Here is a 16400-nt window from a genome sequence, read left to right as displayed (position 1 = left end):
TCGTTGTCTCAGTGGCCTGCTTGTCGCAGGCAGCTAGCCCATTGAATCAGCAGTCTCTCCAGCACAAGCTGGGGATTGAGGTTCGTCTCACCAAGGTTCCGTGCCTCGTAGACCTGCCTCAAAAACCGCTGCAATAAACTAGAGTTTAGCCGCTCGGCAATGCCCTGCAAAGGCTGAACACTATCCCGATTGAAAAGCGATGGAGGTTCGCCACCCGTCTGCAGCCTCAAGATATCGATCACCCAGCCGGAAAGCCAGTCCATAAGCAGTGGGATATCAGACTTCGCCCAGCGCTCGGCCAACTTTACCGGATCGTTTTTTGCCTGCCCCAAAGCCAGGAAATCCCCCAGCATATCCTGCCGTTTTGACAATAATTCCGTATCATCCAACAGCAGCGCCTGTAAGGGAGCACCACCTGCCAGAGAGAGCAAAATTTCCGGATCGCCATGAGCGACCCGCGGGCTCAACCACTCGATGGCATCTTTTGTATCGGGTTGCGCGAAGAGGATCTGCTGACAACGGCTGCGAATGGTCGGTAACAATCGGGAAGGACTGTCGGTCAACAGTAGCAGCACCGTAGCGGTGGTCGGCTCCTCCAGCGTTTTTAGCAGACTGTTGGCTGCCGCGCTATTCATCCTGTCTGCAGGACGAATAAAAATAACCTTATGGCCACCAGACTGGGCCGTCAGACCTGCACTGGCTGTCAGCGCACGGATAGCATCGACCTTGATCTCACCGCTTTTACTCTCCTGCTCCGGTTCGATCCGCTGAAAATCGGGATGACTGCCGGTCTGCACCAAGTGGCAGTGCCTGCATACACCACAGGGTTCACCCTGTTCATTCGGTGTTTCACAGAGCAGTGATAACGCAAAGGCCAAGGCAAAATTGGATTTACCCACACCTTTGGCGCCGGCAAACAGAAGGGCGTGCGGGAGGCGCTGCTGAGTACGGGCGCTCTGTAACTGTTCCCACTGACTCTGCTGCCAGGGGAGGTGGTTGAAGAGCGTTTCAGCCATCATCTGCCTCCAGAAAATCTGCAATGACTCGTTCAATCTGAGACTGCACATCGTCAAGACTCTGAGCGGCATCGATGACCCTGACCCGCTCCGGTTCACGCGTCGCTATCTCCAGATAACCCTGCCTCACCGCTTCAAAAAAACGGTTCTGCTCGCGCTCGAAGCGATCGGGTTCCGAACGCGCGCCCGCTCTGGCCAATCCAATCTCTACCGGCAGGTCGAGCAGAAGCGTCAGATCCGGTCGCAGATCCCCCTGCACGAACGCCTCAAGTGCCGCAATGCGCTCCCGCCCCAAACCGCGGCCAGCGCCCTGATAGGCATAAGAGGCATCGGTAAAACGATCACACAAGACCCAAGCCCCTTCAGACAACGCCGGGAGAATCTTCTGATGGATATGTTCCGCTCTGGCAGCAAACATCAGCAACAGCTCGGTATCGTTCGCCATGCCGGTGTGTTGGTGGCCCAGCAGCAGTTCCCGAATCTCCTCCCCCAACGGCGTGCCGCCAGGTTCACGGGTAAACAGCACGGTTTTACCCGCCGCCTCCAACACTCCCTGAATGAAAGAGAGGTTGCTGCTCTTACCTGCACCTTCACCGCCTTCCACGGTGATAAATCTGCCACTGCTCCGGTTCATCGTTTCAACTGATACTTCCGTACCGCCTTGTTGTGCTCTTCCAACGTGGCGGAAAAGTAGTGACCACCATCACCTGTGGCGACAAAATAGAGCGATTTTCCCTCCGTCGGATGCAGCGCGGCATGAATCGCTTCGCCACTGGGCATGGCAATCGGGGTCGGAGTCAGTCCGGCATGTACATAGGTATTGTAGGGCGTGTCCGCTTTCAGATCACGGCGGCGGATATTACCGTCATAGGCGTCACCCATCCCGTAGATAACTGTCGGATCGGTCTGCAGACGCATGCCTTTTTGCAGGCGCCTGACAAACACGCCTGCAATGAGAGGACGCTCTGACGGCAGACCGGTTTCACGCTCGACAATAGAGGCGAGTATCAGGCTCTCATAGGGGGATTTCAGGGGCAATCCACTCTCTTTACCCTCCCACTCACGCGCCAGCACCTTCTCCATCTGCCGGTAGGCCCGTTTAAGGAAGGCCACATCGGTGGTACCCCTGGGAAAATGGTAGGTATCGGGGTAGAAGCGCCCTTCCGGATGTTGCTCAGGATGGCCGATGCGACGCATGATCTCACCATCCGGCAGTTCCGTCAGGGTCTGTTTGATCGCTTCATGACGATTCAGTGCCGCCATCATCTGCTTGAAGGTCCATCCCTCCACCACGGTCAACGCGTACTGAACCACCTTGCCTGAAGTGAGAATCCTGAGTACCCCTTCGGGTCTTGTGCCTTCAGGAATGTGGTACTCCCCCACTTTCAACTGATCTGCCTGGTGGCTCCAGCGGGCAAGCAGGCGCAGAAACAGTGGTCGCTCAAGGAGACCCTGTTGCGCCAGTTCCGCCGACAACCGACGCATGGTAGTGCCGGGCTCAAGGTTATAACGCACACCCTCGGCCGGTAGGTGGAGCGGTTTCTCCATGAAATCCACATACTCCATCCAGCCCCAGGCGCACAGGATACTGAGGACGAAGATCAGAATGCCGAATAGTTTCTGCAACATGACGGGGATTCTACTCGAAACCAAAGCCATGAATCATTAGCTAGTTACCATCAAGAAACAGAGAAGGCGGGACTCAAGCCTTGCCGAATGCCTGTTTTTGAACGCTCAATACCAGCCTTTCAGGAATCGATTCCACTGCGAAGCGCCTCTCTTCCAGATCAGAGACAGGACAGATCCCCATAATCGAATTGGTGATGAACAGGGCGTCCCCCGCCTTGCACTCCTGAAGCGTCAGTTTTTTGATTACGGTTTCGATTCCCAGCTGATTAGCCAGCTCAAGCACCAACCGCCGCATCACGCCGGCAACCCCGCAATCGGTGAGGTCCGGTGTCAACAGACACCCTTCAGACAACATAAAAAGATTCGATTGAGTGCCCTCGACTACCAAGTCGTTCTCATCGAGCATCACACCCTCTGCAATCTCCGGATCATCCCACTCATTCCGGGCCAATACCTGCTCCAGACGATTGAGGTGTTTTAGCCCGGCCAGGGCGCGACTTCGTCCAATTCGTGTTTCACAGACACGCAGCCTGATGCCTGCCGTAAACCAAGAGTCCGGATAGTCGGGCCAGGGGTGCAGCGTCAGCATGCGGCGGGGGGTTACATCATGAGGGGCGCGATAACCACGGCCACCACTGCCACGGGTAAGAAGCAACTTCAACACACCACGCTGGGTGTCGGAGAGCAACTCCCTCGTCTCTGCCAACAGCAGCGACTTATCCTGAAGGGGAAAACCAAGACGAGCTTCACCTTGGGTAAGACGTTCCATGTGCGCTTCCCAGAGACGAGGCTCTCCATCCGTCACAGCAATGGTTTCAAACAGCCCATCACCATACTGCAGGCCACGATCTGATACCGGAATCCGGTCTGCGGGTTGTCCGTCGATCAACAAAGGCTTCTGCCCGAAAATGGGCAGGAAACGAGATGTACGCAGCCCCCCGGACGGGGAACTGCGTAGTACAGATGTATCGAATCAGTCAACCTTGCGGAACGCGAGTGTACCGTTGGTACCACCAAAGCCGAAAGAGTTGGAGATAACCACATCCAGCTTCATCTCACGCGTAGCATTGGGCACAAAATCCAGATCACACTCAGGGTCCTGATTCTCCAGGTTGATCGTGGGCGGGGCCACCTGATCGCGCAGAGCGAGAACGGTAAAGACCGCTTCGGCACCCCCTGCTGCACCCAGCATGTGGCCAGTCATCGATTTCGTCGAGCTGACGCAGAGCTTGTAGGCGTGATCCCCAAAGGCCAGTTTGACCGCTTTGGTCTCGGCCACGTCACCTGCCGGGGTGGAGGTGCCATGGGCGTTGATGTAATCCACCTCTTCCAGATTGACACCGGCATCTTTCAGCGCCAGCTTCATACAGCCGGCAGCACCGGAACCGTCCTTCGAGGGCGAAGTCATATGGAACGCATCGGAGTTCATGCCCACGCCGGCCAGCTCGGCATAGATCTTCGCCCCACGGGCCTTGGCATGTTCGTACTCTTCGAGGACCATCACACCGGCCCCGTCGCTGAGCACGAAACCATCACGATCACGATCCCATGGACGGCTGGCACCCTGCGGATCGTCATTGCGGCGCGACAGCGCTCTGGCGGCGGCAAATCCACCGAGGCCGACCGGCGACGTCGCCATCTCCGCCCCACCAGCGACCATGACATCGGTGCGGCCATGACGAATCATCATCGCAGCCTCACCGATGCTGTGAGCACCACTGCTGCAGGCAGAGACGATCGAATAGTTGGGCCCTTTCAATCCATATTTGATTGAGAGGTTCCCGGAGACCATATTGATGATATTGGCCGGGACAAAAAATGGCGAGATCTTACGGGGACCGCCATCTTTATAAGCTTGGTAGCTATTTTCGATGCCCGTAATGCCGCCAATACCGGAACCGATCAGCACACCGATTCGATCGGCATTCTCATCAGTCACTTCTAACCCGGAATCCTCGATTGCCTGACATCCCGCAGCGACACCGTAGTGGATGAACTTGTCCATCTTCTTGGCGTCTTTTTTCGGGACATAGTCAGTTATCTCGAACCCGTAGATCGGTCCGCCGAAACGGGTAGTGAAGGGCTCGATATCGAAATGAGTGATCGGTTGGATACCACTCTTGCCGGCCAGGATACTCTCCCATGATGACGGCACGTCCAATCCAACAGGCGCGACCATTCCGAGCCCGGTAACGACAACCCTTCTTGCAGTCATGTAAGACTACCCCCTGATCTGGTTAGGCTTGCAAAAAGCAAAAGGCCGCGTCCCAGTGACTGGGAACAGCGCGGCCAGAACAATTAGCCGATAGCTATCAGCTGTGCGAGTTGATGTAGTCAACAGCCAACTGAACAGTGGTGATCTTTTCAGCCTCCTCATCAGGAATTTCGGTTTCGAATTCCTCCTCGAGTGCCATCACCAGTTCAACAGTGTCGAGAGAGTCGGCACCGAGATCATCGACGAAGGAAGCTTCGGTAGTCACTTCGTCCTCTTTGACACCCAGTTGTTCCACGACAATTTTACGAACTCTTTCTACAACATCAGTCATGTTCTCAATTTCCTCTGGATTAAGCTTCGGCCACGAATGCGGCGGATGCGATATTGTATTAATAAACCTTGCATGAGAAAAGCGTAAACCGCCGTAGTATATCACACAAGAAATATCAGTAATTCCTATTATTTATCAAAGGCATAAGTGACTTTTCTCGAAAGAGTGTTGCTATTGACAAAAAGAAAGTCGCTACTCAGCACTGGCAATATGGGCTTGTAGCTGAATAGTTACCCCATATACATGCCGCCATTGACGTGAATCGTCTCGCCGGTAATATAGCCGCCACTCTCCGAAGCAAGGAACAGCACCGCATTGGCAATATCCTCCGGCTGTCCAAGTTTCTGCAGTGGGATACCATTGATGAGCATCTTGCGTTGCTCTTCCGGCAATTCATTGGTCATGTCAGTTTCGATAAAGCCGGGGGCAATCGCATTGACCGTAATATTCCGGGATCCCACCTCCCGCGCCATGGAACGGGTAAAACCAAAGATTCCGGCCTTGGCCGCCGCGTAGTTGGTCTGCCCGGGATTACCCATGGCTCCGACAACGGAAGAGATATTGATAACCCGGCCTTTACGCGCCTTCATCATGCCGCGCAGCAACGCCTTGCTGAGGCGGAAGATAGAGGTCAGGTTGGTATCGATAATGCTTTCCCACTCATCTTCCTTCATGCGCATCAACAGATTGTCGCGGGTAATACCGGCATTATTGACCAGAATAGTGGGTACGCCGAACTGATCATTGATCGCCTTGACCACCCCATCTACCGATGCCTGGTCGGTCACATTCAGCACCATCCCCTGCCCTTTGAAACCCGCTTCTGCAAAACGCGCTGAGATGGCATCCGCGCCACCCTGTGAGGTAGCAGTACCGACAATGGTAACGCCCGCCTTTGCCAGCGTATCTGCGATAGCCGCACCAATGCCCCGGCTGGCGCCGGTCACCAGTGCAATTTCATTTTCTAGCATCATTTCAGCGCCTCCAGAGCAGCATTCATGGTATCGCTATCGAGGACGGCAAACCCGGTCAGCTTGCGGTCGATGCGTTTGTTCAAGCCAGTCAGTACCTTACCCGGTCCAGACTCGACGATCTTATCGATGCCTCTCTCCGATATGCTCTGGATCGTCTCCTCCCAGCGCACCGGATTATGTAGCTGTTCCGCAAGCCGGGCTCTGATGGCCCCGGCATCAGCCGCAACCGCCACGTCAACATTGTGTAATACGGGGATCGAGGGCATCTCAATCGCAATATCCTGCAGCTGTTCAGCAAGTCTTTCGGCTGCGGGCTTCATCAATGCGCAGTGGGAGGGCACACTGACCGGAAGGGGCAACGCGCGCTTGGCGCCCGCCTCTTTCGCAAGTCCACAGGCGCGCTCCACCGCAGCCTTGCTACCAGCGATCACCACCTGCCCCGGAGAGTTGAAGTTAACGGCCTCCACCACTTGTGACTCTGCAGCGGCGGCACAGACGCCCCGCACCTTGTCATCATCAAGTCCCAGGATCGCAGCCATGGCGCCGGTACCTTCCGGCACCGCCTCCTGCATGAACATACCGCGCTTGGCCACCAGTGAGACCGCATCGAAAAAATCCATCGCACCGGCGCAGACCAGTGCAGAGTATTCACCCAGGCTGTGACCGGCCATGATTGACGGAGCCGCACCTCCCTGTGCCTGCCAGACGCGCCACACGGCGACACCGGCCGCAAGCATCGCAGGCTGAGTATTCTGGGTCTGGTTCAGTGTCTCTTTCGGACCTTCCAGCACAAGCTTCCAGAGATCAAAGTCCAAGGCGTCAGAGGCTTCTATAAAAGTATCGCCCACCAAAGAAAAATCGTCGGCCAATGCTTTCAGCATACCCACAGATTGGGAACCCTGACCGGGAAATACAATACTAAATGCAGTGTCACTCATAATTTAGATAATCAAAAAAATCTATGGATCAGAATTTGGCGAGGACGGAGCCCCAGGTGAATCCACCACCAAAGGCTTCCATCAAAAGCGTTTCGCCACGCTTGATGCGTCCATCTCGAACTGCGGTATCCAGCGCCAGTGGCACCGAAGCCGCCGATGTATTGCCATGTTCATGCACGGTAACGACCACATGATCCATGGAGGTACGCAGCTTCTTGGCAGTAGCGTTGATAATGCGAATATTTGCCTGATGCGGGATCAGCCAGTCCACATCCGATCTATCCATATCGTTGGCCTTGAGGGTTTCATCGACGATACGGCCCAGCGTGGTGACCGCCATCTTGAAGACCTCGTTGCCCCGCATCTCCATATAGGCGACACCCTCTTGCAGCGCTCCATAGTTGCGGGAGACACCGCTGGGTACACGCAAAAGCCCTTCGAAGGCGCCATCGGCATGCAGATGTGTGGAGATGATGCCCTGTTTTTCACTCGCCTCAAGCACAACCGCACCCGCGCCGTCGCCGAACAGAACACAGGTATTGCGATCGTTCCAATCGACAATTCGGGAGAGAGTCTCGGCACCGATTACCAGGGCGCATTTGGCACTGCCGGTTTTGATGAACTTATCCGCCACTCCAACCGCGTAGACAAACCCGGTACAAACGGCCTGAACGTCGAAAGCCGCAGGTCCGTGGATACCGAGCCGGGCCTGCAACAGGCAGGCGGTGCTGGGGAAAATCTGATCCGGCGTAGTGGTGGCCACCACGATCAGATCGATATCTTTAGGCTCGACCCCAGCCATCTCCATGGCATTCCGGGCGGCCTTTTCAGCCAAGTCACAGGTGTACTCATCGTCAGCGGCGATATGGCGCTTCTTGATACCGGTTCGATCCACTATCCACTGATCAGTGGTATCCACTATCTTTTCCAGATCCTGATTCGTCAGGGCCTTTTCAGGAAGATAACTGCCGGTACCGGTTATACGGGAGTAGATCACTCGCTTTCCCCTCTCAAATGCGCTTCGACCTGGGTCTTGATGCGGGATGGAACATCGGTGAGCGCCTCTTTGCGCGCTCTACTGATCGCATTGGCAAACGCCAACTCATCCGCGCCACCATGGCTTTTGATGACAATGCCCCGCAGGCCCAGCAGACTGGCGCCATTATAACGGCGTGGGTCGATGCGGCGGCGAAGCGACCGGAGCACCGGCAAGGCAATCAATCCGGCAAGCTTGGTCAGCCAGTTCCTGCTGAAGCCCTCCTTCATGAAGTGGCTGATCATCTTGGCCACGCCTTCACTGCTCTTGAGTGCAACATTGCCGACAAAACCATCGGAGACGACAACATCCGCACCGCCTTTGTAGACATCATCCCCTTCCACATAACCCACAAAATTCAGCGAGCTTGCCGCCAGCAGTTCATGGGCACTCTTTACCTGCTCATTACCCTTGATCTCTTCCTGTCCGATGTTGAGCAGGCCGATACGGGGATTGGGAATATCCGCCACCGCCGAGACCAACTCGCTGCCCATCACCGCAAACTGAAAAAGATGGTCGGCAGTACAATCCACATTTGCACCCAGATCGAGCATGTAGGTCTGGCCTTCGATACAAGGCAGCGCCGAGATGATCGCAGGACGATCTATATTCGGCAACATCTTCAGTACAAAACGGGAAGTCGCCATCAACGCACCGGTATTGCCGGCACTGACACAGGCATCGGCAACGCCCTCCTTCACCAGATTTATGGCGACGCGCATGGAGGAGTCCTTTTTCCCCCGCAGCGCCTTGGATGGCAGCTCATCCATCGCGACTTCCTGGGAAGCGTGATGAATCTTCAGACGATCACCAAATCCATGACTGCCGATCCTCTCCTTGAGCAGCGCCTCCTGCCCTACCAGGATAAGGGAGGTCTCTTTATCATGTTTCAGGTAGTCCAGAGCGGCAGGGATAACGACATCAATGCCGTCGTCGCCACCCATCGCGTCCAGAGAGATTGTGACAGCTTTAGTCATCAGATTTGATAAGCCCAGAAAATAAAGAACCCGGCCAGATCAGAGGATCTGCCGGGACTCCAGGTTTAACCAGGAGTCTGTCGGATTTGGAATTGATCTGCTGCGTTGCCGGGAGCGCAGTCTAAATCCGACAGATTCCGAGGGAACAGATCACAGAGGTGCCTTATTCGCCTTTGGTATCGATCACTTTACGGCCACGGTAGAAACCATCGGCGCTCATATGATGGCGCAGGTGGGTTTCACCGGAGGTGGAATCGATGGAGAGAGTCTCCGCAGACAGGGCATCGTGAGAACGACGCATGCCACGCCTGGAAGGGGTTTTTTTGCTCTTTTGAACAGCCATGGCTGAGCTCCTAAGTTCAGTCTAACAATTAATCGTGGTCGCGCTTCAATTCTGCAAGCATTGCAAACGGGTTCTCCCGCTCTGCCTTCCCGCTCTCCGATTCCGGATCCAGGGAAGGCTCATCCGCAGACTGCATTGTGCAGTCCCCTTCCGAATGCCTGGCAACTTGGGGCAACGCCAGTAACAGGTCGTCTTCCACCAAGTCCCTGAGTTTTACCCGCCCATCTTCCACAAGATGAGGGTCCAACTGCTCCGGCAACGCTTCAGCCTCATCCTGGCCTTCGACAAACGCCAGAGAGATCTCCGCATCCACCGGCAATACCATCGGGCCGAGACAGCGCTGACACTCCAGCTTCAATGAAGCCCGCAAGTCACCCTGCACACAGGCGCGTCGGCGCTCATCACGCTGAAACACCAAGTCAAAGGCGACTTCGCCTTCGGCATCCATCAGGCAAGCCCGTAATCTTGGCAAATCCGCCAACGGAAATCGACCGCTGATTTGATTGCCCAGATCAGCAAAGCGCCAAGGATCAAACTGATCGGGCAAGTGCTGCGACATAAGCGGACAATGATATTACGGAAAGGGACGGCGTGTCAAAATGACCAACCGGTTCACTAAGTTAGAAAATGCGATGCAGATGGGATTGCCGGTTCCGCTGCGCCTGAACCGACCTACCCTGATTTCTGAAGATGCGAAGGACACAATGCCAGCAGGGGCCCGTGCCTCGCGGCGAAGGGCGCACTTAGTGTCAGCCACCCACGATAGCCAATAACACTCCGGCAGCAACTGCAGAACCGATAACTCCCGCGACGTTCGGCCCCATGGCATGCATCAGGAGGAAATTGTGGTGATTGGTTTCCAACCCGACCTTGTTCACCACCCTGGCGGCCATAGGCACGGCGGAGACACCGGCAGCACCGATCAGGGGGTTGATCTTGCCGCCGGTAACACGGTGCATCACCTTGCCCATTAAAACGCCAGCCGTGGTGCCGATACAGAAGGCAAAGGCGCCCAGACCAAGGATACCCAGTGTCTCAACGGTAAGAAATTTATCTGCAGAGAGCTTGGAACCTACCGCCAGACCCAGAAAGATCGTGACGATGTTGATGATCTCATTTTGCGCTGCGTGACTCAGGCGCTCCACCACACCGCTCTCCCGCAGCAGGTTGCCAAACGTCAGCATACCGATCAGCGGCGCAGCAGAAGGCAGAAAGAGGATGCAGAGCAGCAATACCGCAAAGGGGAAGAGCACCTTCTCCAGCTTGCTGACGTGGCGCAACTGCTGCATGACGACGCCCCGCTCCTCCTCGTTGGTCAGCCAACGCATGATCGGCGGCTGAATAATGGGTACCAGCGCCATATAGGAGTAGGCGGCCACAGCAATCGCCCCGAGCAGATCCGGCGCAAGGCGGGATGCAAGGAAGATTGCCGTCGGTCCGTCGGCGCCACCGATGATGGCAATGGCCGAGGCATCCGACAGGGTAAAATCGAAACCCGGCACCATATTCAGCGCCAGCGCACCCATCAGGGTCACGAAGATACCGAACTGGGCAGCGGCCCCCAACAGCAATGTCCAGGGCATGGCTATCAGCGCACCGAAATCGGTCAATGCCCCAACACCCATGAATATCAACAGGGGAAATACGCCGGTCTCTATCCCGACTTGATAGATGTAACCGAGCAGCCCAGTGTCACCACCAATACCGGCCACCGGGATATTGCTCAGGATAGCCCCAAAACCGATAGGCAGCAGCAGCAGCGGCTCAAACTTCCTGACGATGGCAAGATAGATCAGAAGGCCGCCAATGAACATCATCAGCATCTGCCCCCAAGTGAGGTTAGCCAGGCCGGTGGACAGCCATAAGGGTTCCAGTCCGATCTCCATCAGGCGAGACTCAAAAGAGCATCATCGACCTGGACGGTATCACCCTCTTTGACCAGGACATCCGCAACCACACCGGCTATCGTCGTCCGTACCTCGGTCTCCATCTTCATGGCTTCGAGGATCATCACCACTTCACCAGCGGCAACCGACTGGCCCTTGGCGACCTTTATTTTAAATATATTCCCCGCCAATGGAGAGGAGACCAATCCTCCACCAGCAGCTGCCGGTGCCGGTGCCGCGCTGACCGCACTGGCGGCAGGGGTGGGCTGAATGCCACTCACCTCGCCTCCGGCAGTCACCTTCACGTCGTAGGCCACACCATTGACTTCAACCTGGTAGAAACCAGGCTCATCGTTAGAAACTGGCGCTGCAGCGACCGGCGCTTCCGGCTCCTGCCCAGGCACCGGTTCGAACGCATCGGGATTATCCCGATTCTCAAGAAACTTAAGTCCAACCTGGGGAAAGAGCGCATAGATCAACACATCGTCGACTACCGCATCCGCAACCCGCAGGCGCTTCTCCTTGGCAAGGAGATCAAATTCATTCGCCAACTTGTCCATCTCCGGCTCGATCAAGTCAGCCGGACGACAGGTAATCGCCTCCCCACCATCCAGTACTTTGTCCTGAAGCAGCTTATCGACCGGTGCCGGAGTTGCACCATATTCACCCTTCAACACACCCGCCGTCTCTTTAGCGATATTCTTATAGCGTTCACCCAGCAGTACATTGATAACGGCTTGGGTACCGACGATCTGCGAAGTCGGCGTCACCAGTGGAATATATCCAAGATCCTTGCGTACCTTGGGTATCTCTTCCAGTACCTCGTCGAAACGGTCACAGGCACCCTGCTCACGCAGTTGATTCTCCATATTGGTCAGCATGCCGCCAGGCACCTGTGCCACCAGGATTCTGGAATCAACCCCTTTCAAGGAACCCTCAAACTTTGCATACTTTTTTCGCACTTCACGAAAATAGGCCGCGATCTCTTCCAACAGGTGCAGATTGAGACCGGTATCGCGCGCAGTGTTATCCAGAATCGCCACCACCGACTCAGTCGCTGAATGGCCATAGGTCATACACATGGAGGAGATCGACGTATCCAACATGTCGATACCCGCTTCTGCAACCTTGACCGCAGTCGCAGTGCTCATACCGGTAGTGGCATGACTATGCAAGGCAATGGGAATCGAACAGGAGGATTTCAGGCGGGTAACCAGCTCCTCGGCCACATAAGGCCTGAGCAGACCCGCCATATCCTTGATACAGATGGAATCGCAACCCATCTCTTCGAGCTGGCGACCCATCGCCAACCAATAGTCCATGTCGTGCGCAGGACTCACGGTATAGGACATGGTGCCCTGCGCATGTTTGCCTGTCTTCAAGGTGGCTTTGACCGCAGTTTCCAGGTTCCGCAAATCATTCATTGCATCGAAGATACGGAAAACGTCGATGCCATTTTCCGCCGCACGATCGACAAAAGATTCGACCACATCATCCGCGTAATGCCGATAACCGAGTATATTCTGCCCGCGCAGCAACATCTGCTGAGGGGTTTTCGGCATGGCCTTTTTCAACTGGCGCAGCCGCTCCCAAGGATCTTCGCCCAAAAAGCGAATGCAGGCATCGAAGGTTGCGCCGCCCCAGGTCTCAAGGGACCAGAATCCCACCCGATCAAGCTTCTCGGCGATCGGCAACATATCCTCGATGCGCATACGCGTCGCAAACAGCGACTGATGGGCGTCACGCAAAACAAGCTCAGTGATACCTAGAGGTTTTTTTTCAGTCATGGAAAGTCTGCCGCCATCTGTTAACAGATCAGGTCAAAATAATTATATAGGAGTCGGATTTTACTGGATAATCAATTGTGTGTCGCGCGGTAACGGGTGACGGCCGCTGTTATGACGGCAACCAGATCCCCTCTTGCTGATGGATGACCCTGCTGTAAGACAGGCAGTCCCCCATCCGGCTGCTCCTCCAATTCCGGCTTCTGCAGCGCCACGGCAAAACGAGACATGGCCAGCATGACAAATACCAGAACGACCAGAAAAGAGAACACTATCCCCATTCCCAGCGCCATAAGCTTGGAACCAGCCAGCAGTAAATCCGACATTGGCATAGGCAAATCTTGTTTCCCAGTAGCACGCAACGTCCTTTTTACGTCACTTGGTGGACACGAGTCAAGCACGATCCACATTAAGAAAGAAGAGCTACTTATTGTTAATTAAAGAAAAATATGCCATCTATTAAGATTATTCATGCTTTGTATTGAAAATACCAATAGAACAATACACAGCATAATCTCCACCCAATATACAACAGAGTCAGCTTAAATGCGCTTATTCACTGTGGTTTTTGCTATTATCCGCGCGTCCAACCTCCAGACACACTTAACTTGATAGAAATTGATAGAAATTGATATGCCCACAGCAATGCGAACCCTCGTCCTTGGCTCCACCTCCCCTTTCAGACGCGAGCTTCTCAACCGCCTTGGCATCGCCTTTGAAACAGCCTCTCCAGAGATCGACGAGACACCTGTTTCAGAAGAGACCCCGGAGGCGCTGGTCACCCGCCTTGCCAGACTCAAAGCCGATGCGGTCAGAGAATCCTGGCCCAATGCCCTCATTATCGGTTCCGACCAGGTGGCAACAATTGACGGAGAGATTCTCGGTAAACCCGGCAGCCACGAACGTGCCGTCGAGCAGCTCTCAAAGGCCGCCGGAAAGCGCGTCACATTCTCCACCGGCCTCTGCCTGCTTAACAGCCGTACCGGTAACACTCAGGTTTGCTGCGAACCCTTTCACGTCTATTTCCGTCAGCTGGAACAGCAGGCCATCGAACACTATCTTCAGCGTGAACAGCCCTATAACTGCGCAGGCTCATTCAAATCGGAGGGCTTGGGTATCACGCTGTTTGAAAAGATGGAGGGCGACGATCCCAATTCGTTGATCGGACTGCCGCTGATCCGCCTGGTGGATATGCTGGCCAACGAAGGCTGGGATATCCTGGGTAACGCCTGATTCTGACCGGCAGACTAATCTCTCTGACTTAATACCGGCCCTTAAACTGTCGAAAAACTTTACAGTTGCAACCGGCCTGCCCTGGACTGCGGATCCCGTCTTCTTCCTGAACTGCGGAACCTTGATATTTTCTTTTATTACAGCAAGTTAATAACCCGCTGTGGAGATCTGAATATAGAAAGAACGACAGAAAGGTCATAATTCCGGTGGAGTACATTCTTAATAATAGGATTTATATTCATTACGATGTGTCGGATTATTTTACATTCCTTTACAATTTCAGGGTTTCTGAAATAAACATTATTCTGTAAAAACAAAGAGATACCTTTTAAGGCATAAAGCATGCTTGACTTTCCATGTTATTTGTGCCGATTTTTATTGATGGACAGCAAAAGTCGTGGCCTTATATCCGCAGCAACTCAATATGATGATCAGGAATATTAAATTTGTAGTGATTTAGAACTCGATCGCGATTCTTCGCTGGACGAACACTAAAAGGATATCAAAATGGGCATGCAAAGAATGAGGGGTATTCTGGTTGCACTCTGGGGTGGTTGCCTGATTGCTTTCTGGCAGGCCCCGGTTCAAGCGGCGATGTACGGAAGTGACGTAGCGTTTGAGACAACGGACCAGAGCATGTGGGCGCCGGGTGCGGCGGGAATCCTGGATATAAACCATTTCATTGGTCCGCAATGGAACGAATCCGGCTCGATCGGGGGTATCGCTGAAGTCACGACACCGTCAGTCACCCTGATTCCGGAAATTTGCGCGTGGGGCATCTGTACACCTGCGGTGACGATCCCCGCAGCCGATCTCGGGGACTACGGGGCTGAGATTTCCGGCAGCACGGATGGCCAGATCGGTTTTGATCTCGCCCTGGCCGCCGACTCCGGCTCGGTCAACGTGGCGTACCCGGTGGGCACCACGTTCGAGTGGCCTGACCCGCAGGATCTGAGCGCGGGGGCGCCGCTCCTTCTTTCCACCTCGCTCGCCGAGGGCGCCACCGCCATGAGCACGAACTTCCCCGAGGCCTCGTTGACCCTTGATTTCGTCTTCGACGTACACGCGGAGGGGGGATTCGAAGTTTGCGTCGCATTCTGCGGCGCCCTGGATTTTCCGACTATTGATATTGACGAGACGATCAATCTGGTGGATATCGACTCGAATACCACCGCCGTCACGTTTGATGTTGGACCAATCACCACCACGGCTCAGATTCCGGACCTCGACACCTCGACCGCAGGGACCAACGCCAGTGGAGACCTCGTTTCCTCCGGTATAGGCTCAGCCCCCCTCCTTGACGTGGATGTAGACCTTGATCTGATCGCGACAACCTTGCTTGGTCTGCCGCCATTGGGCGCGGAGATTGGGATTTTCGGCGCTTCGGCCGGCTACGAGCTGCTCGACGTCCTGGTTGGCGCCAACGTCCAGGTTGTCCAGAGCTTTACCTTCGATCCGACTTTGATGGTACAGCTGGATCTCAGTGACGGGCAGTCCAAGACTGTTGCAGTGGGGGACAGCGTCCTGTTCGATACACCAGTGGCAAAGGAAACCACAGTCACGCCTACTTTTTTCCTCGACAACACCTTCACCAATACCACTTCCCTGCGGATCGACCCCACGTTCGATCTGGAGATCCTCTCTGCCCATCTGGGACTGGACCTGCCTGGCATAGTGAATACTTTGGGTGTCGGTGACATTAATATCACCTTAGGGCCCTTGTTCGAACAGCATCTGACTACGCCCGGGCCCGACATTGCAGTGTTTGATCGGTCTTGGGCACTGCCATTTGACCAGGTCATGGCAGCCGATTTTACCATCCGGACACCTGAACCGGGCACGTTGATATTGCTGGGCAGCGGTCTTCTCGGCATGGCCGTATCACGGCGCAGGCGTACAATTCCTGCCTGATACAGCGCATAGACTGTCTTTCCCCTCACAGCAGGAAGGAGGCCGATTGAGGCCTCCCTCCTGCTTCTCTGTTTTCAAAATACAGGTTTATATAGCGATCGAAACACCTGGAAAAGTCCTGCCTGTT

General features: G+C 54.8%; 17 protein-coding genes. 2 read left to right on the top strand and 15 right to left on the bottom strand.

Going from position 1 to position 16400, the window contains the following annotated elements; genetic code table 11:
* Nucleotides 1-8 precede the first annotated feature (8 nt).
* The 15 genes from HPY30_17075 to HPY30_17005 all read right to left on the bottom strand — a co-directional run bounded on the left by HPY30_17075 (nt 9) and on the right by HPY30_17005 (nt 13461).
* Nucleotides 9-1016, bottom strand: a complete 1008-nt coding sequence (locus HPY30_17075; GenBank protein QYZ68106.1) for a DNA polymerase III subunit delta' — start codon at nt 1014-1016, stop codon at nt 9-11.
* Entirely contained in the window at nt 1009-1650 is a 642-nt protein-coding gene (locus HPY30_17070; GenBank protein ID QYZ67544.1) for a dTMP kinase, read from the bottom strand. The genes HPY30_17075 and HPY30_17070 overlap by 8 nt, the downstream gene beginning before the upstream one ends.
* Nucleotides 1647-2645: an endolytic transglycosylase MltG gene (mltG, locus tag HPY30_17065; protein QYZ67543.1), complete on the bottom strand. Its 999-nt coding sequence runs from the start codon at nt 2643-2645 to the stop codon at nt 1647-1649. Before mltG ends, HPY30_17070 begins: the two co-directional genes overlap by 4 nt.
* A 73-nt stretch (nt 2646-2718) precedes the next feature.
* Nucleotides 2719-3537: an aminodeoxychorismate lyase gene (pabC, locus tag HPY30_17060; protein ID QYZ67542.1), complete on the bottom strand. Its 819-nt coding sequence runs from the start codon at nt 3535-3537 to the stop codon at nt 2719-2721.
* An 81-nt stretch (nt 3538-3618) separates the two neighbouring features.
* A complete protein-coding gene (gene fabF, locus HPY30_17055) occupies nt 3619-4860 on the bottom strand; it encodes a beta-ketoacyl-ACP synthase II (GenBank protein ID QYZ67541.1) in 1242 nt (413 codons plus the stop codon).
* 97 nt (nt 4861-4957) lie between these two features.
* Entirely contained in the window at nt 4958-5191 is a 234-nt protein-coding gene (gene acpP, locus HPY30_17050; protein QYZ67540.1) for an acyl carrier protein, read from the bottom strand.
* A 230-nt stretch (nt 5192-5421) separates the two neighbouring features.
* Nucleotides 5422-6165, bottom strand: a complete 744-nt coding sequence (gene fabG / locus HPY30_17045; protein ID QYZ67539.1) for a 3-oxoacyl-ACP reductase FabG — start codon at nt 6163-6165, stop codon at nt 5422-5424.
* Entirely contained in the window at nt 6162-7103 is a 942-nt protein-coding gene (fabD, locus tag HPY30_17040; GenBank protein QYZ67538.1) for an ACP S-malonyltransferase, read from the bottom strand. The genes fabG and fabD overlap by 4 nt, the downstream gene beginning before the upstream one ends.
* Before the next feature lie 28 nt (nt 7104-7131).
* Nucleotides 7132-8100, bottom strand: a complete 969-nt coding sequence (locus HPY30_17035) for a ketoacyl-ACP synthase III (protein QYZ67537.1) — start codon at nt 8098-8100, stop codon at nt 7132-7134.
* A complete protein-coding gene (gene plsX, locus HPY30_17030) occupies nt 8097-9116 on the bottom strand; it encodes a phosphate acyltransferase PlsX (GenBank protein ID QYZ67536.1) in 1020 nt (339 codons plus the stop codon). Before plsX ends, HPY30_17035 begins: the two co-directional genes overlap by 4 nt.
* 163 nt (nt 9117-9279) lie before the next feature.
* Nucleotides 9280-9459, bottom strand: coding sequence for a 50S ribosomal protein L32 (rpmF, locus tag HPY30_17025; protein QYZ67535.1), 180 nt, complete (start codon nt 9457-9459; stop codon nt 9280-9282).
* Between the two features lie 28 nt (nt 9460-9487).
* Entirely contained in the window at nt 9488-10018 is a 531-nt protein-coding gene (locus HPY30_17020) for a hypothetical protein (protein QYZ67534.1), read from the bottom strand.
* Nucleotides 10019-10208: 190 nt separating this feature from the next.
* Complete coding sequence (locus tag HPY30_17015) at nt 10209-11345, bottom strand: sodium ion-translocating decarboxylase subunit beta (GenBank protein ID QYZ67533.1); 1137 nt, start codon at nt 11343-11345, stop codon at nt 10209-10211.
* Nucleotides 11345-13132 carry a sodium-extruding oxaloacetate decarboxylase subunit alpha gene (gene oadA / locus HPY30_17010; GenBank protein ID QYZ67532.1) on the bottom strand — a complete coding sequence of 596 codons (1788 nt, stop codon included), beginning with the start codon at nt 13130-13132 and terminating at the stop codon, nt 11345-11347. The genes HPY30_17015 and oadA overlap by 1 nt, the downstream gene beginning before the upstream one ends.
* Nucleotides 13133-13203: 71 nt before the next feature.
* Nucleotides 13204-13461, bottom strand: a complete 258-nt coding sequence (locus tag HPY30_17005) for an OadG family protein (protein ID QYZ67531.1) — start codon at nt 13459-13461, stop codon at nt 13204-13206.
* A gap of 313 nt (nt 13462-13774) precedes the next feature.
* On the opposite strand from HPY30_17005, the gene maf reads away from it, so the two are divergent.
* Nucleotides 13775-14362, top strand: a complete 588-nt coding sequence (maf, locus tag HPY30_17000; GenBank protein QYZ68105.1) for a septum formation inhibitor Maf — start codon at nt 13775-13777, stop codon at nt 14360-14362.
* Nucleotides 14363-15826: 1464 nt separating this feature from the next.
* The gene (locus HPY30_16995; protein QYZ68104.1) at nt 15827-16273 is read left to right on the top strand and encodes a PEP-CTERM sorting domain-containing protein; all 447 of its coding nucleotides are present in this window, start codon (nt 15827-15829) and stop codon (nt 16271-16273) included.
* Nucleotides 16274-16400: the final 127 nt, after the last annotated feature.

It is taken from the genome of Gammaproteobacteria bacterium (ex Lamellibrachia satsuma), assembly GCA_019623805.1.
Taxonomy (GTDB): domain Bacteria; phylum Pseudomonadota; class Gammaproteobacteria; order Chromatiales; family Chromatiaceae; genus QGON01.
Note: the sequence above shows the minus strand (reverse complement) of the source record. Positions and strands in the feature narration are given on the sequence as shown.

What these genes read in the sequence shown, in the direction of transcription:
- HPY30_17075 (QYZ68106.1), bottom strand. Translation starts at nt 1,016, where the DNA reads ATGGCTGAAACGCTCTTCAACCACCTCCCCTGGCAGCAGAGTCAGTGG.
- HPY30_17070 (QYZ67544.1), bottom strand. Translation starts at nt 1,650, where the DNA reads ATGAACCGGAGCAGTGGCAGATTTATCACCGTGGAAGGCGGTGAAGGT.
- mltG (QYZ67543.1), bottom strand. Translation starts at nt 2,645, where the DNA reads ATGTTGCAGAAACTATTCGGCATTCTGATCTTCGTCCTCAGTATCCTG.
- fabF (QYZ67541.1), bottom strand. Translation starts at nt 4,860, where the DNA reads ATGACTGCAAGAAGGGTTGTCGTTACCGGGCTCGGAATGGTCGCGCCT.
- acpP (QYZ67540.1), bottom strand. Translation starts at nt 5,191, where the DNA reads ATGACTGATGTTGTAGAAAGAGTTCGTAAAATTGTCGTGGAACAACTG.
- fabG (QYZ67539.1), bottom strand. Translation starts at nt 6,165, where the DNA reads ATGATGCTAGAAAATGAAATTGCACTGGTGACCGGCGCCAGCCGGGGC.
- fabD (QYZ67538.1), bottom strand. Translation starts at nt 7,103, where the DNA reads ATGAGTGACACTGCATTTAGTATTGTATTTCCCGGTCAGGGTTCCCAA.
- plsX (QYZ67536.1), bottom strand. Translation starts at nt 9,116, where the DNA reads ATGACTAAAGCTGTCACAATCTCTCTGGACGCGATGGGTGGCGACGAC.
- rpmF (QYZ67535.1), bottom strand. Translation starts at nt 9,459, where the DNA reads ATGGCTGTTCAAAAGAGCAAAAAAACCCCTTCCAGGCGTGGCATGCGT.
- HPY30_17020 (QYZ67534.1), bottom strand. Translation starts at nt 10,018, where the DNA reads ATGTCGCAGCACTTGCCCGATCAGTTTGATCCTTGGCGCTTTGCTGAT.
- HPY30_17015 (QYZ67533.1), bottom strand. Translation starts at nt 11,345, where the DNA reads ATGGAGATCGGACTGGAACCCTTATGGCTGTCCACCGGCCTGGCTAAC.
- oadA (QYZ67532.1), bottom strand. Translation starts at nt 13,132, where the DNA reads ATGACTGAAAAAAAACCTCTAGGTATCACTGAGCTTGTTTTGCGTGAC.
- HPY30_17005 (QYZ67531.1), bottom strand. Translation starts at nt 13,461, where the DNA reads ATGCCAATGTCGGATTTACTGCTGGCTGGTTCCAAGCTTATGGCGCTG.
- maf (QYZ68105.1), top strand. Translation starts at nt 13,775, where the DNA reads ATGCGAACCCTCGTCCTTGGCTCCACCTCCCCTTTCAGACGCGAGCTT.
- HPY30_16995 (QYZ68104.1), top strand. Translation starts at nt 15,827, where the DNA reads ATGGTACAGCTGGATCTCAGTGACGGGCAGTCCAAGACTGTTGCAGTG.